At 45.9% G+C, this 26,126-nt stretch carries 32 protein-coding genes; 14 read left to right on the top strand and 18 right to left on the bottom strand.

From position 1 onward, the window contains the following. Positions 1-208: 208 nt before the first annotated feature. The gene (locus M0P91_RS08670) at positions 209-1,636 is read left to right on the top strand and encodes a methyl-accepting chemotaxis protein (protein ID WP_295066376.1); all 1,428 of its coding nucleotides are present in this window, start codon (positions 209-211) and stop codon (positions 1,634-1,636) included. Positions 1,637-1,644: 8 nt separating this feature from the next. On the opposite strand, the gene M0P91_RS08665 is transcribed toward M0P91_RS08670, so the two are convergent. After that, a complete protein-coding gene (locus M0P91_RS08665; RefSeq protein ID WP_295066375.1) occupies positions 1,645-1,791 on the bottom strand; it encodes a hypothetical protein in 147 nt (48 codons plus the stop codon). A 45-nt stretch (positions 1,792-1,836) separates the two neighbouring features. Then, entirely contained in the window at positions 1,837-2,376 is a 540-nt protein-coding gene (locus M0P91_RS08660) for a hypothetical protein (protein WP_295066374.1), read from the bottom strand. Between the two features lie 243 nt (positions 2,377-2,619). Here M0P91_RS08660 and M0P91_RS08655 point away from each other — a divergent pair, with 243 nt between their 5' ends. Beyond that, positions 2,620-3,114 carry a hypothetical protein gene (locus M0P91_RS08655; RefSeq protein WP_295066373.1) on the top strand — a complete coding sequence of 165 codons (495 nt, stop codon included), beginning with the start codon at positions 2,620-2,622 and terminating at the stop codon, positions 3,112-3,114. Positions 3,115-3,121: 7 nt separating this feature from the next. Here M0P91_RS08655 and M0P91_RS08650 read toward each other — a convergent pair whose 3' ends face one another. Further along, entirely contained in the window at positions 3,122-3,412 is a 291-nt protein-coding gene (locus tag M0P91_RS08650) for a hypothetical protein (RefSeq protein WP_295066372.1), read from the bottom strand. Positions 3,413-3,418: 6 nt separating this feature from the next. Then, entirely contained in the window at positions 3,419-3,940 is a 522-nt protein-coding gene (gene ppa / locus M0P91_RS08645; RefSeq protein ID WP_295066371.1) for an inorganic diphosphatase, read from the bottom strand. A 158-nt stretch (positions 3,941-4,098) separates the two neighbouring features. Here ppa and M0P91_RS08640 point away from each other — a divergent pair, with 158 nt between their 5' ends. Both M0P91_RS08640 and M0P91_RS08635 read left to right on the top strand, forming a co-directional pair. Then, positions 4,099-4,419, top strand: a complete 321-nt coding sequence (locus tag M0P91_RS08640; RefSeq protein WP_295066370.1) for a hypothetical protein — start codon at positions 4,099-4,101, stop codon at positions 4,417-4,419. 14 nt (positions 4,420-4,433) lie between these two features. Beyond that, positions 4,434-6,266: a biotin/lipoyl-containing protein gene (locus M0P91_RS08635; RefSeq protein ID WP_295066369.1), complete on the top strand. Its 1,833-nt coding sequence runs from the start codon at positions 4,434-4,436 to the stop codon at positions 6,264-6,266. A gap of 126 nt (positions 6,267-6,392) precedes the next feature. Here the strand turns inward: M0P91_RS08635 and M0P91_RS08630 are convergent, their stop codons facing one another. Continuing rightward, the gene (locus M0P91_RS08630; RefSeq protein ID WP_295066368.1) at positions 6,393-7,385 is read right to left on the bottom strand and encodes a chemotaxis protein; all 993 of its coding nucleotides are present in this window, start codon (positions 7,383-7,385) and stop codon (positions 6,393-6,395) included. Between the two features lie 136 nt (positions 7,386-7,521). On the opposite strand from M0P91_RS08630, the gene M0P91_RS08625 reads away from it, so the two are divergent. The 5 genes from M0P91_RS08625 to thiS are packed head-to-tail and all read left to right on the top strand — an operon-like array spanning position 7,522 to position 12,151. Beyond that, positions 7,522-9,255, top strand: coding sequence for a molybdopterin-dependent oxidoreductase (locus M0P91_RS08625; RefSeq protein WP_295066367.1), 1,734 nt, complete (start codon positions 7,522-7,524; stop codon positions 9,253-9,255). Further along, complete coding sequence (locus tag M0P91_RS08620; RefSeq protein WP_295066366.1) at positions 9,249-10,427, top strand: aspartate aminotransferase family protein; 1,179 nt, start codon at positions 9,249-9,251, stop codon at positions 10,425-10,427. Before M0P91_RS08625 ends, M0P91_RS08620 begins: the two co-directional genes overlap by 7 nt. Positions 10,428-10,454: 27 nt before the next feature. Beyond that, complete coding sequence (locus M0P91_RS08615) at positions 10,455-11,426, top strand: SAM-dependent methyltransferase (RefSeq protein ID WP_295066365.1); 972 nt, start codon at positions 10,455-10,457, stop codon at positions 11,424-11,426. A gap of 3 nt (positions 11,427-11,429) precedes the next feature. Next, complete coding sequence (locus M0P91_RS08610; protein ID WP_295066364.1) at positions 11,430-11,942, top strand: ankyrin repeat domain-containing protein; 513 nt, start codon at positions 11,430-11,432, stop codon at positions 11,940-11,942. An 8-nt stretch (positions 11,943-11,950) separates the two neighbouring features. Next, positions 11,951-12,151, top strand: coding sequence for a sulfur carrier protein ThiS (thiS, locus tag M0P91_RS08605; RefSeq protein WP_295066363.1), 201 nt, complete (start codon positions 11,951-11,953; stop codon positions 12,149-12,151). 2 nt (positions 12,152-12,153) lie between these two features. Here the strand turns inward: thiS and M0P91_RS08600 are convergent, their stop codons facing one another. From M0P91_RS08600 to fliL, 4 genes are read right to left on the bottom strand one after another with little or no spacing between them, the layout of a single operon-like run. Then, positions 12,154-12,465: a hypothetical protein gene (locus tag M0P91_RS08600; RefSeq protein WP_295066362.1), complete on the bottom strand. Its 312-nt coding sequence runs from the start codon at positions 12,463-12,465 to the stop codon at positions 12,154-12,156. Between the two features lie 40 nt (positions 12,466-12,505). Continuing rightward, positions 12,506-14,125: a methyl-accepting chemotaxis protein gene (locus M0P91_RS08595; RefSeq protein ID WP_295066361.1), complete on the bottom strand. Its 1,620-nt coding sequence runs from the start codon at positions 14,123-14,125 to the stop codon at positions 12,506-12,508. A 28-nt stretch (positions 14,126-14,153) separates the two neighbouring features. Continuing rightward, positions 14,154-14,498, bottom strand: a complete 345-nt coding sequence (gene acpS / locus M0P91_RS08590; RefSeq protein WP_295066360.1) for a holo-ACP synthase — start codon at positions 14,496-14,498, stop codon at positions 14,154-14,156. 6 nt (positions 14,499-14,504) lie between these two features. Continuing rightward, positions 14,505-15,083, bottom strand: coding sequence for a flagellar basal body-associated protein FliL (gene fliL, locus M0P91_RS08585; RefSeq protein ID WP_295066359.1), 579 nt, complete (start codon positions 15,081-15,083; stop codon positions 14,505-14,507). A gap of 101 nt (positions 15,084-15,184) precedes the next feature. On the opposite strand from fliL, the gene M0P91_RS08580 reads away from it, so the two are divergent. Then, positions 15,185-15,979: an ABC transporter permease gene (locus M0P91_RS08580; protein WP_295066358.1), complete on the top strand. Its 795-nt coding sequence runs from the start codon at positions 15,185-15,187 to the stop codon at positions 15,977-15,979. A gap of 34 nt (positions 15,980-16,013) precedes the next feature. Here the strand turns inward: M0P91_RS08580 and M0P91_RS08575 are convergent, their stop codons facing one another. The 7 genes from M0P91_RS08575 to M0P91_RS08545 form a co-directional block, all read right to left on the bottom strand. Continuing rightward, positions 16,014-16,694, bottom strand: a complete 681-nt coding sequence (locus M0P91_RS08575) for a carbonic anhydrase (RefSeq protein WP_295066357.1) — start codon at positions 16,692-16,694, stop codon at positions 16,014-16,016. Continuing rightward, entirely contained in the window at positions 16,685-16,957 is a 273-nt protein-coding gene (locus M0P91_RS08570; RefSeq protein WP_295066356.1) for a hypothetical protein, read from the bottom strand. Before M0P91_RS08570 ends, M0P91_RS08575 begins: the two co-directional genes overlap by 10 nt. A 48-nt stretch (positions 16,958-17,005) precedes the next feature. Continuing rightward, on the bottom strand, positions 17,006-18,358 hold the full coding sequence (gene radA / locus M0P91_RS08565) for a DNA repair protein RadA (protein ID WP_295066355.1): 1,353 nt from the start codon (positions 18,356-18,358) through the stop codon (positions 17,006-17,008). Between the two features lie 3 nt (positions 18,359-18,361). Then, positions 18,362-18,694, bottom strand: coding sequence for a type II toxin-antitoxin system PemK/MazF family toxin (locus tag M0P91_RS08560; protein ID WP_295066354.1), 333 nt, complete (start codon positions 18,692-18,694; stop codon positions 18,362-18,364). Next, on the bottom strand, positions 18,682-18,930 hold the full coding sequence (locus M0P91_RS08555) for an AbrB/MazE/SpoVT family DNA-binding domain-containing protein (protein WP_295066353.1): 249 nt from the start codon (positions 18,928-18,930) through the stop codon (positions 18,682-18,684). The genes M0P91_RS08560 and M0P91_RS08555 overlap by 13 nt, the downstream gene beginning before the upstream one ends. Before the next feature lie 66 nt (positions 18,931-18,996). Beyond that, complete coding sequence (gene ftsY, locus M0P91_RS08550) at positions 18,997-19,884, bottom strand: signal recognition particle-docking protein FtsY (protein ID WP_295066352.1); 888 nt, start codon at positions 19,882-19,884, stop codon at positions 18,997-18,999. Between the two features lie 2 nt (positions 19,885-19,886). After that, positions 19,887-20,438 (bottom strand): TlpA disulfide reductase family protein, encoded by a 552-nt coding sequence (locus M0P91_RS08545; RefSeq protein ID WP_295066351.1) that lies wholly within the window; start codon positions 20,436-20,438, stop codon positions 19,887-19,889. Between the two features lie 54 nt (positions 20,439-20,492). On the opposite strand from M0P91_RS08545, the gene M0P91_RS08540 reads away from it, so the two are divergent. Together M0P91_RS08540 and rny are read left to right on the top strand one after the other, a co-directional pair. Continuing rightward, on the top strand, positions 20,493-21,137 hold the full coding sequence (locus tag M0P91_RS08540) for a 5-formyltetrahydrofolate cyclo-ligase (RefSeq protein ID WP_295066350.1): 645 nt from the start codon (positions 20,493-20,495) through the stop codon (positions 21,135-21,137). Next, a complete protein-coding gene (gene rny, locus M0P91_RS08535; RefSeq protein WP_295066349.1) occupies positions 21,043-22,611 on the top strand; it encodes a ribonuclease Y in 1,569 nt (522 codons plus the stop codon). Before M0P91_RS08540 ends, rny begins: the two co-directional genes overlap by 95 nt. On the opposite strand, the gene M0P91_RS08530 is transcribed toward rny, so the two are convergent. Together M0P91_RS08530 and M0P91_RS08525 are read right to left on the bottom strand one after the other, a co-directional pair. Continuing rightward, on the bottom strand, positions 22,608-23,171 hold the full coding sequence (locus M0P91_RS08530) for a DUF3365 domain-containing protein (protein WP_295066348.1): 564 nt from the start codon (positions 23,169-23,171) through the stop codon (positions 22,608-22,610). The two genes, rny and M0P91_RS08530, sit on opposite strands and share 4 nt — an antisense overlap. A 163-nt stretch (positions 23,172-23,334) precedes the next feature. After that, positions 23,335-24,219 (bottom strand): cation diffusion facilitator family transporter, encoded by an 885-nt coding sequence (locus tag M0P91_RS08525; RefSeq protein WP_295066347.1) that lies wholly within the window; start codon positions 24,217-24,219, stop codon positions 23,335-23,337. A gap of 274 nt (positions 24,220-24,493) precedes the next feature. On the opposite strand from M0P91_RS08525, the gene M0P91_RS08520 reads away from it, so the two are divergent. Together M0P91_RS08520 and cmoB are read left to right on the top strand one after the other, a co-directional pair. Further along, entirely contained in the window at positions 24,494-25,189 is a 696-nt protein-coding gene (locus M0P91_RS08520; RefSeq protein ID WP_295066346.1) for a DUF1016 N-terminal domain-containing protein, read from the top strand. A 43-nt stretch (positions 25,190-25,232) separates the two neighbouring features. After that, entirely contained in the window at positions 25,233-26,126 is an 894-nt protein-coding gene (cmoB, locus tag M0P91_RS08515) for a tRNA 5-methoxyuridine(34)/uridine 5-oxyacetic acid(34) synthase CmoB (protein ID WP_295066345.1), read from the top strand.

Genomic DNA, 26,126 nt, shown 5'->3' with positions numbered 1-26,126 from the left:
CTCAAAATAATTGTTATAGTATATCCAGATTTTTAAAGGGTTGGCTTATGGCTATTTATAATGGTAAATGGTTCGTTTCTATTTTAAAGCGCTCCCCTTTCCGTTGCAACGGAGGAAAAAAATTGGATAAATGTAATTTATTTGTGATTAAGTCGGTGTCATGTTGGCTATAATCAGCGTAAAGAAAAAAGTCATATAAAGGGTTAGGATGGAACGGTTGTCATCACTTTCCAAAATTCAGTATGCGAATATGGTTTCGCTTTTTATTTTTACGGTTGCATTGCTCATCGAGATTTATCATTATGGGTTTGACATCATGCGCGTTATTAATATCGCCAATTTTGCGCTGGCATGGTATATGTTTATGAACATCCGGCATGTTCAATCGACGATCAAAAAATTTACCGATGTATTGACCGATGCCGAGGCGGGGAAACTTGAGCGCCGCTTGGAAGACTTTGAAGAGGGGGGGGAGCTTGAAAAAATGCGTTTGAGTTTTAACAGTTTTGCCCATCAACTCTCCCAATACATGTCGGAAGTATCAACCTCCATCGAACATGCGAGTGAAAAAAGCGGTTACCGCAAAATTGAAGAGACCCTTTTTCAGGGGAAATTTAAAGAGAATGTGATTACGACAAATCGTGCTATTGCCAATATGGAAAGTGACACGGGGGCGATTCTTACAACCGATATCAACAATGCGATCGGAAAAATCGGGCATGGGGTAATCGGAGAGCTGGGCCTTCTTCAAAAAGATCTGAATCACTCTATCGAAAATATTAAAAAAATTGTTGAGATCAGCTACCAAACGGAGCAAAATGCCGACGGTAGTATCGGAGCGATTCAGGAAATCAACGATAAATTGCATGAACTGATTTTGAGTGCAAACACTTCGGCATCGAGTATTCATATCCTGAATGAAAAAACCCGCGAGATTACGTCGATTGTCGGTTTGATCAAAGAGATTGCCGAACAAACAAACCTTCTCGCCCTGAATGCCGCTATCGAAGCGGCACGGGCGGGTGAACACGGACGGGGATTTGCCGTCGTTGCCGATGAGGTCCGAAAACTTGCCGAAAGGACGCAGAAAGCGACGAGTGAAATTGCGATCTCGATTCAAACGTTACAGCAAGATGCTTCCGATCTTCAAGAGAGTGCCGAGCTGACCGATTCGATTGCCCAAAATTCCGTCGAGAGCATCGAAACATTCAGGTCCACCTTCAATCAATTTAGCCATGATGCAAAAATGGCCTCATCGTATGCCAATGCAATTGAGAATATGGTCTATGTCCTCCTCGCCAAAATCGACCATACCATCTATAAGTCCAATGCCTATACTTCAATTGTCCGTCGTCATAAACGGATGGATATTCAAAACCATGCCGAATGCCGTTTAGGGCAATGGTATAACGGGTTTGCAAAAGAAAAGTTCGGTAAGACGCAAGCTTATTCAAAAATTGAAAAACCCCATAGCGAGATTCACCGCTACGTTAATCTAAATCTCTCTTTTATCGATCCGGTAGACAAGGTGATTGAGAATCATCAAACAATAATTGCCAATTTTGAAAAGATGGAAGAGCACAGTCAAGAGATGTATGGCTATCTTGAAGCAATGGTCAACGAGAGGAAAGTATAAAACCGAGTTTAGTGCTGAAGCGGTTGTTCCGTCTGAAGCGGTTCGCTAAGGGGAGCTCCCTGCAACGGGAGGACAAATGCCAGAAGTACAAAAACGAGACTAAAAACAATTCCACCCAAGACGGCAAGAATCAGTTTAAGTTTTTCATCATCCATCGATGTACCTCCTCCGAAAACATGGAGATATTATAACGAAAATCTTTACGACAATTTCCCCTCAACGACAAGACGTTCGACTATTTCTTTGTTTTTCATAACACGCTCATAATAGGGGCGATTGGTAAGCCCTCCGTTATAACCGCTGATAGCGTAAAAATGGCCGGTCCGATTTTTATGAAGTAAAATAACGTAATGGGTCGCAATTTTTGCGGAGAGTTTGACATCACCGAGTAATCGTCCTGCCAGCTGAACGTCGCTAAGGGTACCGATCCAGCGGAGCGATTTAACATGCTCTGAGACATGGCGAGCCGTTATTACCTGTATCTGCATGGCTCCGAGTGATGCTTTGGTAAATGATTTTTTATGTCGAAAATCGCCGATGACATAGGTTCCCGCGCTGCTTTCGGTCAGACAAATAGCACTCAGATCGTTCTCATAGGTCTTACCGTTTTTATCCGGTATACTTTTAGCAACATCTCGAACCGTCTGAAGGACGTGAAGCTGTTTGGGGGAGATTTTTTGGCTGCTATCGGAAGCCAAAAGGGTCAGTGTCATGGAAATGATCAATAGTAAAAATCTCAATATTCGCACCTCTTAATGTAGATGTGAAATTTTAGGGGAATAGTTGGCTTTGGACAATGGTGTCATCTTCTTAAATGAATATGTTAAGAAAAACAAATAGAAATAGCCCATTAGCCACCATGGTACAGGGATGTGGCAGTTTAAGGTTGGCGGATTAAATAGGTAAAAAATGTTAGAAAAAATGATTATATCCTCGCTTACTTTAAGTTTCGGAGTAAGAAATTTTCGAAAAAAAGGAAAAAAATGGGTAAAAAAGAAACATTTATTCTTTTCCTGATGAGTGGGCTGCCCCTGTACGGTGAAATTTCGCTCGGAATGCTGAAATCGATTGAGGATAACGGGAAACTCAATCTCCTCTACAAAAACACCATCGTCTCGTGCACCCCTTTCGGAGTCGTACCGTTGGAAACGATGGCGAAAACTTCAAAAGAGTGCGCTCAAGCGGTCGATACGTTTTATCAGAACTCTCCGCATGAGAGGGTATTTGCAAAAGAGCATCTGATTATCGGGCAATCGTACCATTTTGAGCAGATCACGGAGGGGTGTCTCCTCTATGCCAACGGTTTGGAAACCTACAGCGAGATGCTCCTTTCGCGGGGGATTGCAATGATGGATCCGAAATTGGACAATCGTGAATGGAAATGGAGGTTTATGAGAGCTCAGCAAGGGGCCCAACGTCAGAAAAAAGGGTTTCATCCGACCGATAAAGTGAAAGAGTGTCTAAAAAAAGAGAAGTAAGTAAAACTTAATCCTCTGTGGTGAGGTAGACCCAAAAATCTTTATGGGTTCTCCCCTGATCAAGGAAATAGATCTGTAAAATAGCAACCCGATAGAGGGTTATGGCCATTTTCGCAAACGGAACGGCGAGGGTTAACCCCATCCACCAAGGTTGCTCGCGTTCGCCTTTGGAGAGCATCATCTCTTCGATACCGATATTTTTGCTCAGATAGATACCGAACGCAATGGAAAAAATAAAATTAAGAATAAGCCCGAATATCGCATAGGCAAAAAAATCTTGGGTACCGAAATCGATCATACCGGATTATTCTTTATAGTTGTTGATGGCGTCTTCTAGGATTTTAGTCGCTGATGCTTTGTCCTCAAATCCTTTGACTTTTACCCATTTGCCCGGCTCCAACATTTTATACGTTTCAAAAAAGTTTTTGATTTTTGCCAAAGTATGTTTCGGAATATCACCGAGGTCTTGAATCTCTTCAAAGGTAGGATCGATTTTTGACGTCGGAACAGCCAGCAGTTTTTCATCGATACCGCTTTCGTCTTCCATAATTAACACACCGACCAACCGGCAGTTGGTAACACACCCCTCCACCATCGGATACTCGGTAAGGATCAAGATATCAGCCGGATCTCCGTCTTGAGAAAGGGTTTTGTTGACAAAGCCGTAGTTTGCCGGATAGTACATAGCCGAGTGCATGACACGGTCAAGGACCAGAGCACCGCTCTCTTTTTCAACCTCATACTTGATGTTCGATCCGCATGCAATTTCGATAATTGCTTTAACTTTATCGGGATTTTCACCGTAACCGATTTTATTTAGATCCATAAGAGACTCCTCCGTGCGTGAAATAATGGGGCGAATTGTAACGAAAGAAACTAAAAGGTTCTTTGAAACCGGGTTCAGTAAATCTTTTTTAATGAACTTTATACTAGAATCTCAAACCGTGTAATTACGTGTGCAAATTAATAAGGGGATACAAAAGAGTGGAATTACTGACTAAAATAAAGAAATATTTTTCACTATTTCAATCCAAAAATCTCCCGGAATCTCGAAAGTTTGCAACTGAAGTTGCCGCAGGGGCTTCCGATGTTTCCTTTAATGAACGGCAACAAGGTGCAAAAATAGCAGCTATCGCTGCCGCTCTTCATCATCATACTCAAGAGAAGAATGATGTAAAAGCCAAGGTTGCCGCAATCGCAGCCGCCATCCACCACCATGAACTTGAGAAAACTCAAAACGGCGGTTTAATCGGCGTGGCCGCTGTTGTTGCAGCAATTCATCACCATAATAATCTAAAGAAGTAGGGGTTATACAGAAAATGGCAAAAAAATACATCGATGTGATGGATACGACCTTTCGTGACGGATTTCAATCTGTTTTTGGCGGACGGGTACTAATGGAAGATTTCTTCCCTGCGGTTGAAGCGGCTAAAGAGGCGGGAATCCGGCATTTCGAATTTGGGGGCGGTGCCCGTTTTCAAAGTCTTTTCTTTTATCTGAACGAAAATGCATTTGAGATGATGGACCGTTTCCGTGCTATCGTCGGACCGGATGCCAATTTACAGACACTTGCGCGCGGTGTTAATACGGTGATGCTGGATACGGGAAGCCGTGAATTGGTGGATCTGCACGCAAAAATGTTCAAAAAACACGGTACGACGACCATTCGAAATTTTGATGCGTTGAATGATGTCGAGAATTTGAAATATTCGGGTGAACGGATCGCTTATCATGGACTGAAGCATGAAGTGGTTGTCACGATGATGGACCTTCCTCCCGGGTGTGTCGGTGCACATGATGTTGCGTTTTATGAGAAAACATTGCGTGAAATTTTAGATTCCGGCATTCCGTACAGTTCAATCTGTTTCAAAGACGCGAGCGGAACTTCCAGCCCTCAAAAAGTGTACGAAACGATTCAAATGGCACGCCGCTTAGTTCCGGAGGGGACCCATCTGCGTCTTCACACCCATGAGACGGCCGGTGTGAGTGTTGCGTGCTATCTGGCGGCATTGGATGCAGGTATTGACGGTATCGATATGGCGGCGGCTCCGGTGAGCGGAGGGACATCTCAGCCTGATATTTTGACAATGTTACATGCAGTCAAAGGTAAAAACTTTGATCTTGGCGGATTGGAATTGGAAAAAATCTTACAATATGAAGATACGCTTCAAGATTGCCTGAAAGAGTATTTTATGCCGCCGGAAGCGACACAAGTATCGCCTTTGATTCCGTTTTCTCCGATGCCGGGCGGTGCGTTGACCGCAAATACGCAGATGATGCGCGATAACAATATGTTAGACCGTTATCCCGAAGTGATTCGTGCAATGCGCGAAGTGGTGGAAAAAGGGGGATACGGTACCTCCGTAACTCCGGTATCACAGTTTTACTTCCAGCAGGCACTCAACAATGCGTTGATGGGTCCATGGAAAAAAATTGCCCCCGGGTATGGGAAAATGGTACTGGGCTATTTCGGTAAAACACCTACCGCTCCCGATGCGGAAGTGGTTCGCATCGCGCATGAACAGCTTAAGCTTGAACCGACGACGGACAATGCCATCGATATTGCGGATCGCGATGAGACCAAATCAATCGCTTACTGGAGCCGGCGTTTGGAGGAAGAAGGGATTGAAGTCAGCGATGAAAATATTTTCATCGCTGCTTCATGCGATATTAAAGGGATTGCTTTCCTTAAAGGGGAAGCAACACTCAATGTTCGAAAAAACAGCCCGAAAGCGGCACAAGAAACACTTCAATCAACACTACCACAGGAGAATAATATTATGGCAAACGGAACCTATACTGTAATCGTAGACGGACAACAATATAATGTACAAATCGTAGGCGGAAACGCCAGCGTTCAAACTGCACCTGCAGTTACCGTAGCAGCAGCTCCGGCGGCACCGGTTGCAGCGGCACCGGTTGCAGCGCCTGTAGCGAATGCTAATGCAATCTGCGCGGAGCTTCCGGGTTCTGTTTTCAAGCTTGTAGCGCAAGCGGGATCAAAGGTGAATGCAGGTGATAAAATTATGATTCTTGAAGCAATGAAAATGGAGATCGATGTTGTTGCACCGCGCGAGGGAGTGCTGAGCAGTATTTTGGTCAAGCCGAACGATAAGATCGAAGCCGGTCAAGTTTTGGCTATTCTGGATTAATTTTTTCTTTCTCCCGCATCCCGAAGATGCGGGTAGCGTTTCTGTGGAAACATCCCCTTCAGAACACTTCGCTTGTTCCAATTCACCTCTGCCGTATTAGGGACTTTTCTTTAAAAGTGCGTAAGATCAGGAGAGTAATTTCTGCTTTGCCGCTTCCATTTTCATGATAATCAACGGCAAAATATTTTCACTCTTGGTTTTATCGATAAAGCCGTCAGCTCCGAGTCCTGCCGCTTCGCGTTTGTTATTTTCTCCGGTCATTGAACTGTTGACGATAATGGGGATCGCTTTGGTAAGGGGATTGGCTTTGAGACGCTGTATAACGGTAAATCCCGACATCTCAGGCATTTCGATATCGGTAATAACAGCGGGAATGGATGCAGGGTCGGGATGACGGGTGACAAACTCGATCAAATCCTTGCCGTTATTGAAAATCTGGTAGCTTAAATGGGCACGGTCGAAAATATTGCGGAGATGGCGCTGCGCTGTTTTTGAGTCTTCGGCAATCAAAACGGTACCGTTTTTCAGTTTTTCGGGCATGGGGAGGTTTTTAATCCCTTCAAGCGCTTTATCCACATTGACCATTGCCTGAGGGATCACTTCGGAAAGAAGTTTTTCATAATCAAGGACGAGGCATAAACTTCCGTCATCAAGACGGGTATCGTTGATCACAAGCCCCTCGTCGCCCAGACTATAGGAGTCGGGTGCGTGCATTTCGCTCCAGTTTTTCTTAATGACGCGATAGGCGTACATGATCCGAATCCCGATAATAACTCCGTTGAAATCGCAGATTAAAAGATTTGAGGTTTTTTTCTTTACCGGATCAAGCTCTACACCGAGCCATTTTGGAAGATTTAGGATCGGAATTTGGACTTCACGCAAAACAATACTCCCCTCCAAAAGGGGGTGCGTTCCCGGGATAAGGGTAAGGTGATGGCGCTTCGCCTCGACAACTTCACGGGTTTTAAAAACGTTGATAGCATAATAGGGGGAACCCTCCGACGCATCAATTTTAAAGACTAAAAGCTGTACTTCATTGTTTTTTGCCAGATTGGTAGCAGCATCAACATTTTCCAAAAGCGACATAATGACCTCAATATATTTGTATTCTTTAATCATATCCTAATCAGTGGTTTTTTTTACTAAAATATAAAGGGTGGGAAGTGTAAAATATAGTTAAATTCTTCGGAGAATTAAAATATATATCTCCGGGAAATGGTGTTTTACGAATAAATGCAAATAAAGAAGCTCATGGATGAACCAGATTACAGCCTGTCCGTTGGATTGTTATGATGCTTGCCGTATTGTCGTTGAGACGTCAGGCCGTTTTCGAGGCGACAAAAATCATCCGGTTACAAACGGATATCTGTGCCCGCACCTGAACCATTACTCAAAGACGCAACGTCTTCTCACTCCGAGTTTTAGAGGGGGTGAAATTTCGATGGATGAGGCATTGGGGATGTTGGCGGATTTTCTTCAAAAATCACCCGAAACCCTTTACTATCGGGGAAGCGGCAATATCGGTTTAATGCAGCGTTCCGTTGAACATTTTTTTGCCGCTATGGACGCTACCGGCACTAAAGGCTCTTTATGTGACGGGGCGGGTGAAGCTGGGGTATTGCTCGGTCGCGGAGAAAATTGGGTCCTTTCGCCATCGATGCTTACCGAAGCGGAAGTGATTGTCGTATGGGGACGCAACCTGCATGTAACCCATTCGCATCTAGTGCCGATATTGAGCGGAAAAAAAATCATTGTTATTGACCCGATCAAAACGGCACTGGCACAGCAAGCGGATTTGCATCTTCAGATCAAGCCCCATTGTGACGTCCATTTGGCATTGCTGTTGAGCCGTTTTGCTATGATTGAAGGGATGCATGACGTTGATTTTTTAGAGGAGTTTGGGACCGGCTATAATGACTTTTACGAATTGACGCAAACGGTGCGGATTAAAGCGACTCTTGATATGATAGATCTCTCCTTAGGGGATATCGGTGCGGTTTTAGAGATTGTTCGAGGGAAAAGAACGGCGATTCTAGTCGGAGCAGGGGTTCAAAAATACCGCAACGGTGCCGATGTCCTCCGTTCGATTGATGCCTTCGGAGCGCTTTTGGGGCTTTTTGGCAAAAGGGGATCGGGTGTCAGTTATCTGGGAGATTCGTTAAAGGGGATTGAACTGCCGTTTCGGAGTATCTCAAAACGTGTTGCAAAACCCGCCGTAGATTTTTCACGATACGGATGCGTATTCATTCAGGGGGGGAATCCCCTCGCACAGATGCCCGATTCTTCGAAAGTGGAAAGAGAGTTTGCTCAAGCCGGATACAGGGTCTATTTCGGACTTCACGATAATGAGACGGCAAGGAGCGCCGATTTGGTTATCCCCGCAAAAAGTTTTGATGAAAAGAGCGATGTACGCAGCTCCTACGGCGATTATACCATGCAACCGATGCGTCAGATACATCAGAGCGAGATCGGTATCTCGGAGTACGATTTGGCCGCTTTTTTATCGAATCATTTCGGATTGATGATCCCCTCGGAAGAGGAAGCGCTGGCCCTTTTAGCGTCACAGATAGAGACGGTTGAAGGGGTAGGGTACCGTCGAAGTCGTCCTGCCGTCCCTTATGAAAAAGGGTTTGCAACCGATTCGGGTGAGTTTGAATTTATGGACGAAATTGATTTGAGTATGGATCAGAGTGAAGGGTTCTTTCTCATAACGGCAAAATTTTCGGGATCGCTCAATTCGCAGTTTCGACGTCCGAGCGGGGTCTATTTTCATCCCGATTGCGGGTTTTCGCAGGGGGAGAGGGTAGTGCTCCAATCACCGAACGGTTCGGTTGTAATGGAGGTTAAATACGATGAGCGACTTCGAAGAGATTGTCTCCTCATCTATTCAGGTACGGTAGGCGTCAACCATCTGACCCCGAGTCAGCTCAGTGATGAGGGGATGAGTGCGGTGTATCAAGAAACTAAAATAAAGGTAGAAAAATGCTAAATAAAAATTTTGACAACTATGTTTTGCCGACGTATGGACGCCAGAATGTGAGTTTTACCGAAGGTAAGAATGCGATATTGATGGACAGCGAAGGGAATGAATATATCGATTTTGCCGCCGGTATTGCAGTGTGCAGCGTAGGGCACGGTAATGAGCGTCTAACCAAAGCAATTTGCGACCAGGTCTCTAAAGTGATTCATGTTTCGAATTTATATTACATTGAGCCACAGGGTGAATGTGCGAAAAAAATTGTAGAAATGAGCGGATACGATATGAAATGTTTTTTCGGTAACAGCGGTGCCGAAGCGAACGAAGGGGCGATTAAAATTGCCCGCAAATACGGAGAGGTGGACGGTACCCCGAAACGGTATAAAATCATAACGCTGGAGCACTCGTTTCATGGGCGCACCATCACCGCCCTCAAGGCAACGGGGCAGGAGTCGATGCATAACTATTTCGGCCCTTTTCCTGATGGATTCGTGTATGCTAAAAACATTGACGAAATTGAGTCGCTGATCGATGATCATACCGTAGCGGTCATGATTGAATTGGTTCAAGGGGAGGGGGGAGTCCAACCGTTGGATCGTGCTAAAGTACAGGCTTTGGCCGCGATGCTTAAATCACGCGATATTTTGTTGATGGTGGATGAAGTGCAAACCGGGATATATCGGACCGGAGAGTTTCTGGCATCCAATCTTTATGGTATTGAACCGGATGTGATTACCCTGGCCAAAGGGCTTGGCGGGGGGGTTCCGATCGGTGTCGTCATGACAAGTAAGAAAAATATTTTTGCACCCGGCGACCACGGTTCGACGTTCGGAGGAAATTACCTTTCGACCGCAGCGGCGAACGAGGTACTGAATATCCTCGATGAACTCAAACAAAGCGGAGAACTCGATCATATCCTAATCTATTTCGAAGAGGCGCTCAATACCTTTGCCGCAAAACATCCGGCGGTGTTTTTGGAACATGTCGGGTTCGGTATGATGCGGGGATTGCGTGTCGTGGATGCGGATACTCTCGCTAAGATTATCAATGCAGGGCGTGAAGCGGGTGTATTGGTCCTCAAAGCAGGGCGTAATACTTTGCGTTTTCTCCCTCCCCTTACCATTACGAAAGATGAAATCAATCAAGGGTTTTCACGTTTAGAGAATGCGATGAAAAGATTATAAAGGGAAGTAGTGCATTTTAGTGAGTATATGAATCAGTGGCTCTACGGAGAGAGTGGCTATTATGCCGCCTACCGTCCGATCGGTAAAAAAGGGGATTTTTATACCGCCGTCAGTACCTCGAAATTTTTTGGCGGGACGATAGCCAAACATATTATTAAGCGAATCGATGAAGGATTTTTGAGATCCGATTCGCTTATTTGCGAAATCGGTGCCCATCACGGTTATCTTTTGGCCGATATTATCGAATTTATCCATACTCTTCGTCCGCAGTTGCTGCAGACACTCCGTTTCGGAATCGTAGAGCGTTTTAGTACCCTGCAAAAGCACCAAAGAGACTATTTTGACGAATCGTTCGGCAATGCGGTAGTCTTGGAGCACTATTCTGATTTAAAGGAGATTGAATCGGAATCGGCTTTTTTTATTGCCAATGAGATTTTCGATGCATTCGGGTGCGATCTGTTGTATCAAGGTAAAATCGGTCGTGTGGAGGGGGATAAAGTTGTTTTTGACCTAGACTCTCCTGAAGCACTCGAACATGCCCGAAAATATAAAAAAGATCGGGGAGAAATCGCGGTAGGATACGAATCGTTTGCCCGCGAGATGGCGGATTCGGCCAAGCGATTCGAGTTTATGAGTTTCGATTACGGAGAATTGGAAGCTCGGAGCGATTTTTCGATTCGCGTTTATCAGGAGCATCAGGTCTATCCCCTTTTTGACGAGGCACTGAAACTCTCGGAAGCTTTCGGTAAGAGTGATATCACCTATGATGTTAATTTTTCGCATGTGAAGGATGCTTTTGCATCCGAAGGGGTACGCTGTGAAGCGTATGCGACACAGCTGGCGGCGCTGGTAAATATGGGGATTTTGGATTTGCTCTCAATGCTTAAAGAGAAGGCCCCCGAAGCAATCTATGCTCAAGAGTTGGAAAAAGTGAAGATTTTGATCACCCCCTCGCTGATGGGGGAACGGTTTAAAATGATCCGTTTTGTAAAAGGGTAGAGGATGAGACGATGGGCGTTATTGTGTTTATCCTTTAGTGTCGCTTTTGCGGGGGTGTTGCACGAAGGGGTGTTTGAAGGCAATCGTGAGAAAGTCCAAAATCATCTGAAAAATCGTAACAATGCGGATGAACAAAATGAAGCGGGGCTTACCGCATTGCACGTAGCAATCAAGATGGGGGACATCGAAAGTGCGCAGCTGCTTCTGGATTACGGTGCCTTGATCGATGCGCAGGATTATCAGGGGAATACTCCGCTGATTTTAGCGGTCAAGAAAAAAAATATTGAGCTTGTCACTTTTGTGATTCTTCGCGGTGCCGATGTGAATCTGGCGAATAACGACGGAATCACTCCGCTGCATCAGGCGGCGTTCAGCGGCAACGAGGCGGTAGCCGATTTTTTGCTTAAGGCAAAAGCTGACCCTCATCTCAAAAATAACGACGGAGCAACCCCATACGATTTCGCTGTTGCGAAAAAAAATACGCTGGTCGCTTCAATGATTAAACTCTATATGTAGGAAAAATTATGCAGGTTAAAGTAAACGGTGAATCACGCGATATGGAAGAGGGATCAACCCTCCACACTCTAATCCACACTCTGGGGCTTGAATCCAAGGTGATGGCAGCAGCCCTCAACATGGAGATTGTCAAACAAGAACAGTGGGACAAAGCGATCCTCAAGAAAGACGATGTGATCGAATTACTCGATTTTGTCGGCGGAGGGTGAGTTTAGTCGGCGGATTGCGTTTGTAGCAGTTTTTCATATTTGGTCTTGAGGATCAGATATTGTGTATGGAGTGCTTCGTACTCTTTTTTGTAGTCGATCTCCACTTCCTGATCCGTATCCTTCTCCATTGAAGAGGTTTCACCCTTTTGGTGCGAATCCGAGGTTTGAAGGACAATATAGGTTTTCTTTTTTCCGTTTTCCTCTTTTTCTACGGTCGCAAACTCGCCGCTCATCGTTTTTTTGATAACGGTGTGGATGGGAAGACGGTTAACTGCCGCATATTTTTGGAGGGTGATTAATTCATTGTATTCCATGCTTTTTTGGTTCCTCTGGTTAATGTGAAATTGTTTCGGTTTATGTCTTGAAAACATTTAGTTTCTCTTGAAGCCGTGCGGCAAGGGTGCTTACCTCGGCAATAACCTCTTCCATGTGACGTATTCTGGTGACGTTCGCGATACTGTCGTTTTCAATACGTCCCATTTGGGTAGCGGCATGGCGGGTAACGTCTGCAATCTCGATATATCCTTGTTGCGCCTCTTTCATTGCCGATACCACGCGGCGCATTGCTTGATTGCCATCCAGAACAACCGCTTCGGATTCATCGCTTGCCTGTGCCAGATGGATAATACTCCGGGAACTTTTCTCGATACCGCTTGCTATATCGGCTACGGAATTGATAATGATATTTACGGTTGCATTAATCTCAACAAGGCTTTTTTGGGTATTTACGGCTAGTTTTCTCACTTCATCGGCAACCACCGCAAATCCCCGTCCATGCTCACCTGCTCTGGCCGCTTCGATAGCGGCGTTGAGTGCAAGAAGATTGGTCTGATCGGCAATATCGCCGATGATGGAGAGGATACCGCGAATTTGATTGGCTTCACTCTCCAGCCGTTGAAGATTCTGGGCCATATCGGCACTTTGTTCCGCTGCATTTCTGGCTTCCCGGGCTACGGCATGAATGATCCCTTGGGTATGCTCAAGGCGTTGATCAACTTGTCCAAGCATATCCATGGCACGAAGCGACTCTTTGGATATGAGGTCCAATCGGGTGTCGATCGTCTCAATGGACTGCCGGTTTTTGGCAACAGCACTTCGAGAGGTTTCACTTTGTCGGCTAATATCGGCTGCATCGTTTTTTAGCTCCGTAGAGAGTGTCTCATTACGAAGAGAGACCTCTTTTGCCTCATTGAGAGTCTGTTTGACGGTTTCTATTAGGTGATTTAGTGAAGAGGACATGGTACCGATTTCATCGTTGCTGTTAATATACTGCTGCTGATTTAAATCTTTGTTGGAGGCAAGGCCGGCAGTGTGATTCGTAATGAGGGTAACATTACGGACCATCGCTTTGGAAACAAGTCCGGCAAAAAGGGTCGCTAAAAGGGTGACAAGGAGCATGATACCGAGGGTTTGCAAAAGAATACGGTTCAGATTGGCTTGAATATTATCCAGTTTGATATCTGCACCGATCAAATAGATTTTTCCATTACGGGATGTGTAGCTTTTGAGATAAGAGCGAAAATGGCCGTAACTGTCGATCGTGTCTTCGTAAAATTCATTATTCTCTTTAAATCCTTTTTTAATAGCATCACTCCCCTCATATTCGGTATAGAAAGGGTCCTGCTCTGCGGCTTTGAGTTCATCGCGTGTCGCACTGCTGAGAAAGGTATAAATCTTCCCCTCCTCTTGGACCATCAAATAGAGATACTCGACATCGTTATCCCAGGCAAGCGTACTGAGGGTACGAATCATACCCAGATGCTCTTGCGGATCCATCGGATGGTTAGAGTCGAAACGATCTACCAGACCGTTTCCGCAATAAAGTTGTGCGGCCTGTGCGGCCAGTTTCACTTTTTGATCCATCAATTGAGCGTAAAGCGATTTCTGGGCCGTGTAGGCGTATAAGGCATACAGAAGGCTGGCAATAAGGCCAAGTGCAGCCATTGCACCGATAATTTTACCTCGTAGTCCCATCAAACCCACCTTAACTGAAAAAAAATCATTACTTTAAGACAACCACGGCGATTGCGTATTCCCCGTCATGGGTAATGGAGAGGGAACTCTCAGCAATGGTAAACGTTTTTTGAAGACGCGGACTCAGGGTAATCATCGGAGCACCTTTGGGTGTTTTGGAGAGGAGGATGTCATGAAAACCGCATTCCGCACCGATGCCGCATCCAAGGGCTTTGGCACACGCCTCTTTTGCTGCCCAAAAACCTGCGGCATTGCGTGGATTTTTGATAAAAACAATCTCTTCACCGGATAGAAACCGTTGGAGCCCCCGATCGCCGAAACGCTCCATAAAGGACTTCATCCGATCAATTTTAATGAGGTCGATTCCGATCATTGAGAATTATTGAACGACAAAATCGGTAAAGTAGACGTTAAGAACCTTACCGTCTTTGAGCCGGGTATTGATTTCGCTAACGATCTCATCTTTGATTTTTTCTTTTCCTTTGACGGTTGAGATCTCTTCAAGGGATTTGGACGACAATAGGCGAATAATAATATCCCGGAAGATCGGTTTTTTCTCTTCCAGCTCAGGGCTGAGTTCTTCCCCCTCGATCTCTAAATTCATCTCAACTTTGAGATAACGTCGTCCGCTTTCGGAGAGGAGATTGACGGTAAACGATTCCAGCGGAAACATTAACCCGACCTCAGTCCCTCCCACTGAAGCGTGTCCCCCTTCGCTGCTATGCTCTTCTTTGGCCGGTGCCTCTTGCTCAGGGTGGGCAGAGGCCTCTTTTTTGGTTCCGTTCTCTGCAGCCGGCTCCGCGTCATGATTGCCCAACATCAGCATGGCGACAATTCCGCCGATCACCAGAAGTAATACTAAAACGATAATAATTATAATAAGGAGCATATTCCCCGATTTTTTCTTTTCACCCGATTCAGCGGATTTATCGTCGTGTTCTTTCTCTTTTTCAGCCATCCATGGCTCCTTCTTCCGAAATTAATTCTTTATTGTATCTTGAAACCTTTGAAATTTGGTTTGTTTTGGTAAACTTAGAGGATTAAAATAAGGATGGGTATATGGTTGAGAGATTATTGAGTTTTGTCGGTCGCCCATTTCTTAACCTTTATGACAGCGTTGAGAAATTCGGCACGTTTATCTTATTCCAACTTACCCTTTTTAAATTGTATCCGCATGTTTTGAAACGTCCGAAAATTCTCCTGACCCAAATTGAAGTGATCGGTTTCGGGTGTATGGGAGTTGTGACGTTAACGGCTCTTTTTACCGGGATGGTAGAAGCGATTCAGCTTTACAGCGGACTGCATCAATTTGGTGTGGATAATTTCATCGGGTATACCATTTTTTTATCCATTACGAAAGAGCTTGGCCCGGTTTTTGCCTCTCTGATGCTGATTTCACGTTCTATCAGTGCCATGGCGGCGGAACTCGGAACGATGAGGGTCAGTGAACAGATTGATGCGATCGATATTTTAGGGGTTAATTCAAAAGAGTATCTGATTACCCCCCGAATCGTAGCAACCGTTATATCGTTGCCGCTGCTGGTTATCTGGTTCGATTTTATTGCCATCAGTGCTGCTTATTTGATCTCGACGCATGTGTTGGGGATTAATCCCAATGCCTATCAGGAGACACTTTCGCGCTTGGGTGAGTTCAATGACATTCTAACCGGAGTGATCAAAGCGGCGGTTTTTGGATTTATCGTCAGTTCTATCGGGAGTTATATCGGTTATCACACGGCGGGGGGAGCGCGCGGAGTAGGGGAGTCGACGATTTATGCGGTCGTCTATTCTGCTGTGGCTATTTTTGTCGCCAACTATTTCCTCTCCTCCCTCTTTTTGTACCTGGATTGGTGATTTGATCGATGGGGATTTAAAACAGATAAATCGCTTATTTGATCAAATCACTTAACGGGCGGAATTGGTAGGAATCGGGATCGTAATATTCAATCCCACCGGTTCCGATATCGTAATACCAGCCGTGAATAAAGAGTTTCTCTTCGTCAACCAGCTTTTTAACATAGGGGTAGGTGAGGAGATTTTCGATCTGGGTAACGATGGAGAGGTGCTCAGTAGCACGGAGAAGCTCTTCGTGTGAGGTCGTTTCACCCAAAGCGACCAACGCCATCGATTTGGCTTTCTCTCCAAGGGTAAGCCATTTGTAGGTATGAACCATGGAAGAATCGCAGGAGGACTCATACAGCGCCGCAATAGCACCGCAGTGGGAATGTCCGCAAATGATAATTTCCGAAACTTTTAACACCCCTACCGCATATTCGATCCCCGCAGCGGTCGAGTGAAAGTCTTCGTCCGGTTTGTAGGGGGCAACGAAATTGCCGACATTGCGGATGACGAAAAGGTCTCCCGGATTGGATTGGACGATTAAATCGGGAATGACACGCGAATCGGAACACCCGATGAACAATGCCCGAGGATGTTGCCCGTCCTTTACCAAACTTAAAAGCTGTGCTTCATGCTTTTTAAAGTAGCTTTTTTGGAACGTTTCATTCCCGTTTGCAAATTTCTTCAGCCGTTGCGCGGCCTGTGTGGAATTGTCTTGACTTAGTGACACTCTTGTATCCCTAGCTGAGAGATAATCTGATCGAATACTTTTCCCCCTTCGCGGTCACAATCATCGTGATATTCAATCGTAATCATTTTTTTCCCGTTGGTAACGTCTCCACCGTAGATATTGGGCTCGATCGAACAGAGCGGGGTGCTTGTTTCAATGGCCGTTTCAATCATTTGTCTCTCATCTTCGGTTGAGTAAACTAATGAGAGCTTGCAATAACGCTCTTCGGATTTGTGGTCTGCAAAAATGGAGCAAGTTGGCATACGGATTTCCTCTGTCAAAAAAAGTGGTCAATTATAGCCATTATTTGGTTAAAACCACTCCAAAAGTTTACTCACTTCATCGATTTCATAACACTTCATCGTGGTTTTTTCGAGCGGTTTTTTCGGAATCAACGCTTTGGTGATTTGCTGCGATGCGGCCTCTTTGAGCCGTTGATCGAGCTGGAATACCTCCCGTATATCGCCGACAAGGGAGACTTCTCCGATAAATACCGTCTCTTTGGAGATCGCGCGATTGCGAAAACTGCTGATGATAGCGGCGAGGATCGCCAGATCGGCAGAGGTTTCGGTGATTTTGATACCGCCGGTGATATTAATAAAGACGTCGTAGCTGTTGAGGGGAATCTCCAGTTTGCGCTCCAAGAGGGCGAGGAGCATGTTGAGGCGGTTGTTCTCAAATCCGGTCGCTTGCCGTTTCGGGTTAGGGGCATGGGTATCGCTGACGAGTGCCTGCACTTCGAGGACGATGGGACGTGACCCCTCCATGATGACGGTGAGGGCCGAACCGCTTTGCGATTTGGTGCGGTTGAAAAAGCGTGAAGAGAGGTCTTTGGCCGATACCAGCCCCTCTGAACGCATCTCGAAAACCCCGATCTCGCTGGTGGGGCCGAAACGGTTTTTAAATCCGCGTAGAATTCGCAGCTCTTGGGCGCTGTCCCCTTCGAAATACAAGACGACGTCGACCATGTGTTCGAGTACGCGCGGCCCTGCGATGGAACCCTCTTTGGTGATGTGGCCGATGATAAAGATCGCGATACGACGCTCTTTGGCGATGCGCATCAGATCAAAAGTGATCTGCCGTACCTGTGTTACGGAGCCGGGAGCGGAGGCGATAGTCTCAGAATAGAGCGTCTGGATCGAGTCGATAATGATACACTCATAAGAGCGCTCATGCAGTTCGGAGAGGACTTGTTCGAGACGGATTTCTGCCAACAGGTAGAGGTTATCGACATTGGCTCCCAAGCGGTTGGCCCGCAGCTTGATCTGCCCTTCGCTCTCTTCGCCGGAGACATAGAGGACGTTGCGATTTTGTTTGGCCAGATTGGAACCGATTTTGAGGAGTAACGTCGATTTCCCCACCCCCGGGCTTCCGCCGATGAGGACCAATGAACCGGGGACCACTCCCCCGCCGAGAACCATGTCGAGTTCAGCGTCGTCGCTGGTGTAGCGTTCGGTATGCTCTTCGACGATTTGGGTGATCTCTTTGGCTTTTGCCCCTGCTGATGGGGAGGACGAGGAGGTGAGCTTGATAATATCCTGCTGTTGTTCATTCAACTCGACAAAACTGTCCCACCCGCCGCAATTGGTACATTTACCCATCCATTTTGGAGTAGTAAATCCGCAGTGCTGACATTCGAAGAGGACGTTTTTTTTCTTGGCCATGATTTATCTTTCGTATTCAAATATTTCTTGAAGTTTGAGGCAAATGTCTTCAGCAATCTTTGACTCAATTGTTCCAACTTTTTTGACAAGACGTTGTTTATCAACACTCCGAATTTGATCCAGTAAAATCAGCCCCTCTTTGTTATCAAAATTGATTTTAACACGCATAGGAAAATCAAATCCTTTGCTGGTTAAAGGTGCAACGATAACGGTGCGCAAAAGATTCATTTCATTGGGGGAGATAATAACGCAGGGACGTGTTTTCTGTATTTCACTGCCTAAAGTAGGATCAAGGGATACAAGCCAAATATCAAACCGTTTAATCACCACTCCCATCCCTTGAAGTCGAGATCATCCCCGAGAAAAATTTCCTCTTCTTCGGGAGATTCGAGAAGGGCTTTTTTAATCTGTTCCTCCCACCCCTCGCGCGGTTTTTTTTGGACGGGTTTGAGGAGAAGCCCCTGTGCGGTGACCTCAAATTCGAGAGGAGAATTTTCTAGATGAGCCTGTTTGATGATTGCTTTGGGGATACGAACCCCTTGTGAGTTGCCGATTTTGATGAGCATAGTCATAAGGTACTCCTCAATGAGTGTTTATGTAATCATAAAGTAATTACATAAAAATGTCAATAGATGGGGTTAGTTTCTCTTTTCTTCCCCAAAAATAGCATCCAAAATCCCGTCCACAAACTCGTATTTGTCAAACGGTATCAAATGCTCCGGCTGTTCACCGACGCCGATATAGAGGATGGGTAAAGAGAGGGCATAAGCGATCGAGAATACCGATCCCCCCTTCGCCGTGCCGTCGAGTTTGGTGATGATGATCCCGTCGATGCCGATCATTTCGTTGAATGCTTTGGCTTGCGCGATGGCGGAGCTTCCCTGTGTCCCATCGAGGATCAGGATTTTGCGGTGCGGAGCTCCGCTGTGGGCTTTGTCACAGATACGGACGATTTTTTTGAGCTCGTTTCCGAGATTGGTCTGGGTATGGAGCCGTCCGGCGGTATCGATGATCACCTGCTCAAAACCTCTCGACTTTGCCGATTCGATCGTATCAAAGGCGACGGCGCTGGGATCATGCCCCTGACGTGAGGAGACGATCGGCACATCCAGTTTATCGGCCCAGCGGGTGAGCTGTTCGATAGCGGCAGCGCGGAAGGTATCCGCCGCGCCGAGGATGACCCGCTCACCGCTGTTGAGATAGCGTTGGGCGAGTTTGGCAATGGTGGTTGTTTTACCGGCTCCGTTGACGCCGATGATAAGGGTGACGGTCGGTTTGTCGGGATTGTCGGGGAGGGTGTTTTGGGCGAAACTGAGCGTAGCGAGGAGTTTGGAACGCAACTGTTCACGGCTCACCTCATTTTGGTAGAGTTCGCGAAGGATGATTTCGACCAGATCGTATTCAACGTCGGCTTCGAGGAGGATATTTTCCAGCTCATCTTTGGATATTTTGAGTTTTTTTTCGGGTACGATAGCTGAAATGGCCTCAATCGTTTTCCGAAGCCCTTTTTTGATAAATCCGAACATACCTATTTCTCCAGTGCCTGAGCGATATCGTGATCCATGATCTCTTCGAGAGTCGCACCCGAATAATGGGTGACGTATTGACCGTTTTTATAGAGGACCATTAGCGGTATCGGGAATTGCTGTCCTACACCGATCGTTGAAGCAATGGCGCGGGAGAGTTTTTGGTTGTCGGCTTTGTTGGCGATAAGATAATCGCCGCCCTTGTATTTTTTCCGAAACGCTTCGAGTTCGGCATTGCTTTTATCCTCTTCGATCGTAAGCCCCATAACAATCAGCTTGTCGCCGTATTTTTTTTGGAGGTTGCCGAGATGTTGTACTTCTGCCCGGCAGGGTGGGCACCATGTCGCGAAGATATCAAATAAAACCACTTTCTCTTTTCCCGCATCAAGGGTGAAATTACCCCCTCTTTTTTCAACGCTGTACGATTTGCCCTGCGTATCCATGATCGTATATTCGGCAGTCGACACCATAGTCTCTTCCGAGGAGTCGTTACCGCACCCCTGAATTAAAAGCGTGAAAGAGAGGATAGGGATTATGAAGGTTGAAAAACGCATACAAAACCTTTTTAGAGTAAAATAATGAAGATTATAACGAAGCAAAGGTAAAAAGTGACCAAAAGCGATTTTCGGGCCCATTGTCTCAAACGGCTTAAATACTCTCATACGCATTCAAAACGCTCTCGCGATGCAAAGGTAAACGCCTTTTTGAAACACGTATTAAAACAAATCGGCGGAAAGAGGATTCTGGCATATTGGCCGATGGGATTCGAATCCGATATTCGTAAAACAATTGCCGGTTGTCGAGGGGGAAGTGAAGTTTTTTTACCGTTTATGGATGGCGTCAGTTTCAAAATGGTACCATTGAGATACCCGTTGGAACGTAAAGCTTTTGGTATATATGAGCCTCGGGATTCACGTAAAAAGATAAATTTAATAGATATAGCCATTGTCCCTGTGGTGGGTGTTGACGGGTCGTTATGCCGAATCGGTTTCGGTAAAGGGATGTATGATCGATTTTTTCCGACTCTGAAAGCCAAACCGTTTACAATATTTATTCAGTCATGCGAGTGTCAAACCAAAGAAAATTTGTGTGATGATTATGACGTGCAAGGCGACCTGCTGATAACGCCGCGCGGGGTGCAAAGCTTAGAGGATTTTCATGTTAAACGAACTACTCGTAGGGGGCAGTATCGCCACCCTCGGCGGAGTAGTCGGATTTTTAATTTCAAAAAAAATTACCGCCGCCCATTTTGATCTGTATCTGGAACAGGCGAAGGCCAAAGCTAAAGCAATCGAGAATGAAGCTCAGGTCATGTTGGAACGTTCATCTGTCCGTTCTCGCGAAATCGAGAAAGAGGCGGAGAGAAAATATAACGATGCTTATGCGCAAGTTAAAAAGGATCTCGCTGATCGGGAAGCAAAAGTACACCAAAATGAGCTCAATTATGATCGTTTTCGGCAAAATGAGCAGGAGCGGATAGCTGCAGAGCGTTCTGCGGTTGAAAATAGACGGCTCAATGTAGAACGTAATGAACGTGCTTTGGAGAAATTAAAAGACGATTACCGTCAAAAAAGTGAACAAATGATGGAGGTCATCGAGCAGCGCGCCGGCTTATCGGCGTACGATGCAAAAATGATCCTTTTGGAACAATTACGGGAGAGTGCACGTCTGGAGCTTGCCCGCGAATTTCGTCTCTTGGAAGAGCAGACCAAAGAGCAGCTGAGACGAAAAGCCAATTATATCTTGGCGCAGGCAACATCACGCTTCGCCGGCGAATATGCGGCCGAAAGGCTCATTAGCGTCATCCATTTGGATGATGATGAATTAAAAGGGCGGATTATCGGAAAAGAGGGGCGCAATATCAAAGCGCTTGAGATGGTGTCCGGAGTGGATATCATTATTGATGACACTCCGAATGCGATTATCGTCAGTTCGTTTAATCTTTATCGTCGTGCGATTGCGACGAGAACCATCGAACTATTAATCGAAGACGGACGTATCCAGCCGGCACGGATTGAAGAGGTATACCAAAAGGTATGCGATGAGTTTGAAGAATCGACACAGCGTGAAGGGGAAGAGGTCCTTTTTGAACTGGGAATTGCCGGGGTACATGCGGAGCTGGTCAAATTGATCGGACGGCTGCGATACCGTTCCAGCTACGGCCAAAATGCGTTGGCGCATACTCTGGAAGTGGCCCATCTGGCCGGAATTATGGCCGCTGAGATGGGAGGGGACCCGAAATTGGCACGTCGTGCCGGATTATTGCACGACATCGGCAAAACACTGACGCAAGAGAGCGGCGGGAGTCATGTCGATATCGGGGCGGAACTGTGCCGACGTTACAGTGAAGATCCGGTGGTCATTAATGCGGTTTATGCCCATCACGGGTATGAAGAGATCAAAAGTATCGAATGCGCGGCGGTATGTGCGGCCGATACGTTATCCGCTGCCAGACCGGGGGCCCGCCGTGAAGTATTGGAGAGTTTTTTACGCCGCGTCAGTGAGATCGAAGAGATTGCGACCCAAAAGATCGGGGTCAAGCAGGCGTATGCGATCAATGCAGGGAGAGAAGTGCGGGTAATCGTCAGTGCACAAAGTGTCAGTGATGATGAAACCGCTTTACTCGCTCGTGAGATTGCCGATGAGATTTCTCAAAAAGTGCAGTTTCCCGGCGAGATCAAAGTGAATGTTATTCGTGAAAGCCGTGTGGTCGAATATGCCCGTTAGGGGCGATTCGGCAAGGTAACGACAATCATCCCCCGTAAATTGCCCATTTTGTATCCGGTTGCCTTGTCGTCGGGATAGATCGCTTTGATCGCCTTGGCAAGAGGAGACCCGGCCGCTATCTCCCCGTGACACTTTAAACACGCTTCATTTGTGATAAGAATCGGTTTGTAAAAATGGTAATCTCCGTTTTCAAGACGTTTGGTTTCATATCCGGGGAGCGGTTGGTTGGCATGCTGCATCGCTTCCCATTTCTCTAGGAGTTTCTTCTCATCTGCTGTCGGGGCATTGACCGGATTGCGATTGTGCAGACTGACCCGTTTGAGGGTGGCGTTGGAATCTTTGGCGACATGATCGGTGAGGGAGAGGGCATAGAGCGAACAAAAACGGAGTGCGGCCATCGGTCCGCCAAGCTCCATTTGCCCTTTTAACTCCGTGCTGAGTCTTTGAACCAATGCGGCAGATACGGCAGAACCGTGTTGAACAGCCTCTTCTTGCGTGAACGGTTGGGCAAGAAGCAACGATGAGGTGACAGACAAGGAGAAGAGAGCGAAGCGGTACATACATAAATCCTTTATTAACTGATGTTACGCACTTTTCGGGCAAAGCCCGTAAAGTGGCAGGGACTAGGGTCCCTACAACCCCCTAAAGCTACCCGCATCTTCCGGATGCGGGAGATTACAAACCTTGTCGCACTTGTTTAGACAAGCTGCGTAAGGTCAATTATTAATCTAAATCTTCCATATTCGAATCATCATACGGATCGAGGTGAATCAGGGCATGGACCGTTTGGTCCGGGAAAAGCGACTGCAGTGCGAGTTCGATCCGGTCTCCGACAAGATGGGCATCGTAAAGGGAGGTCGAGATACTAAAAACGATATGGACGCTGATATAGATGTCCGAACCCGATTGGCGCGTTCTAAGATCATGATGGCCGCTGATATCCAGATAAGAGTTGAGCAGTTTGTTTATTTTATGGACACTCTGCGGATCAAGTGCGGCATCCAGAAGCATTAAAATCCCCTCTTTGATCAGAGGAAATGCGGAATAGAGCATATAAGCGCTGATACCGACTCCGAGAATCGGATCGATAAGGGTGTAATCGGTGAGAGAAATGAAAGCCAATGAGGCCAAAACGGCACCGTTGCTGAGGAGGTCCGTTTTATAGTGCAATGCATCGGCTTTGATAACCATATTTCCTGTTTTGCCGGCAACATAGTTTAAAAATAAAACCAAACCTGTCGTGATCACGATCGAAGCGATCATCACCATTACTGAAGCATTTAAATGGGTGATCGGGCTCCCCTGTACCATTTTGGAGATCGCTTCATAGAGGATAAACAGTGCCGAAAGGGTGATGATCGTCCCTTCGATCACGGCAGCAAGCGGTTCGAGTTTGCGACGGCCGAAATTGAATTTTTCGTCCGGTTCTTTGTCGGAATTGTGAAGGGCAAAATAGTTGAAGGCCGAAACCACAAGGTCCAGCAAGGAATCGATTGCGGATGCCAAAACGGCAACGGAACCGCTGATCACGCCGACGGTCAGTTTTAATGTTACGAGGATAAACGCAACACTGCTGGAGATAAGGGTGGCTTTTTTTTCGATTCGCATAGGGAGATTTTATCCAAAAATTGCTAAAAATTGTGGGTTATCTGTAGTGATTAGCTATAATATCCTTACTTTAGCAGTGCGGCACAAGATTTGTCACTTTTTTAAAAATCGGATGGGGTGATAATCGTCAATCAATAATTTTGACCATGAAATAAAACTCAAAAAAGAGATAGAAATAGTCAATTTTGATGAAAAAAAGCATTTGAAATAATACAAAACGAAAACAAGAATTGGCTGAATTAAAATGGGCAAACGATTGAAGAGGAGAAAATAAATGAGCAATATCGACAAACTAAACCACTTTTACGAAGAGATCAAAACACTCCTTCATCAAGCCAGAACGCATGTTTACAGTACGATCAATACCACGATGACCCAAACCTACTGGCAGATAGGAAAACGGATTGTTGAAGAAGAACAACACGGTGAATCTCGTGCAACCTATGGGAAAGCTATTTTAAAGAACCTCTCCGATGAGCTGGTCAGAGAGTTTGGAAAAGGATTTTCAGAAGATAACCTCAAAAATATGCGGCGGTTTTATCTTGCGTTTCAAAAAAGTGAGACAGTGTCTCACAAATTCAAACTTAGCTGGTCTCACTATATCTTTTTGACCCGTATTGATAACATCGATGAGCGGAATTTTTACGAAATCGAAGCGGTTGGGAACAGTTGGACATTGCGTGAAATGAAACGGCAGTTTGACAGCGGGCTTTATGAGCGGTTAAAGCTTAGTTTGGACAAATCAAAAGAGCTATCCATAATAAAGAATAATTGCGCAAAAGCTTTTAGAAGAAGGCAACTAAGAGAAACTGAATTAACTGACCTTACGCACTTTACCTTAACAGGTACTTCAAGGGGAGTTAATCTCCCGTATCCGAAAGATACGGGTAGCTTTAGGGGGGTGCAGGGGACATCTGTCCCTGCCACTTTCTGGGCTTCGCCCGGAAAGTGCGTAACATCAGTGAATTAAAATAAGCAAAGACAATTACAAAGAGAAGCTGGAGGAATAAAGAATGAATTTAAATGAGATTCGAGAGGAGCGGCAAAAATGGATGACGTGGAAAAATATCGCACCGGTTCGTGAAGCGTTAAATGCTCTGCCGCTTATCGATACGGAGGTTGCCCTTGCAGATACCGTGAAACTGACGAGTGCAAATGCGGTAGATTTGGAGGCCATTGAAAAAGCGGCTCGGATGATGATGCCATGGCGAAAGGGGCCGTTTGATCTGTTCGGCCTTTTTATTGATACCGAATGGCGCAGCAATCAAAAATACAATTTTCTCCGTCCCCATTTTGATTTACGCGGTAAAAAAGTGGCCGATATCGGATGCAACAACGGCTATTATATGTTCCGTTTTCTGGAAGATGATCCGGCAAAAGTGGTCGGTTTTGACCCTTCGGCACTCTTTAAATCGCAGTTTGATTTTATTAATCATTACGTGAAGAGCGATATCGTGTACGAATTGCTGGGGGTGGAACATTTACCCTTTTATGAAGAAAAATTTGACGTCATCTTTTGTCTTGGTGTTCTTTACCACCGCAGCGATCCGATCGCTATGTTGAAAACATTAGGGCAGGGGCTTGAAGAGAGGGGGGAAGTGTACCTTGATACGTTTATCATTGATGGGGATGAGCCCTATGCCCTTACCCCAAAAGAGAGTTATTCCAAAATCACCAACGTCTATTTCGTTCCGACCCTTAAAGCCCTTGAAAATTGGTGCTATCGTGCCGGATTTAAATCTTTTGAAGTGCTGGGGACGGTTATCACGACATCCGACGAACAACGTAAAACGGAGTGGATCGAATCGTACAGTCTTGAAGATTTTCTGGATCCGGACGATAATAGCAAAACCGTTGAAGGTTACCCCGCACCGAAGCGGGGATATGTACGAATCAAGAAGGGGTAA

Origin of the sequence: Sulfuricurvum sp. (genome assembly GCF_023229695.1) — a bacterium.
Classification (GTDB): Bacteria; Campylobacterota; Campylobacteria; order Campylobacterales; family Sulfurimonadaceae; genus Sulfuricurvum.
This window is presented reverse-complemented; position numbering and strand designations above follow the sequence as displayed.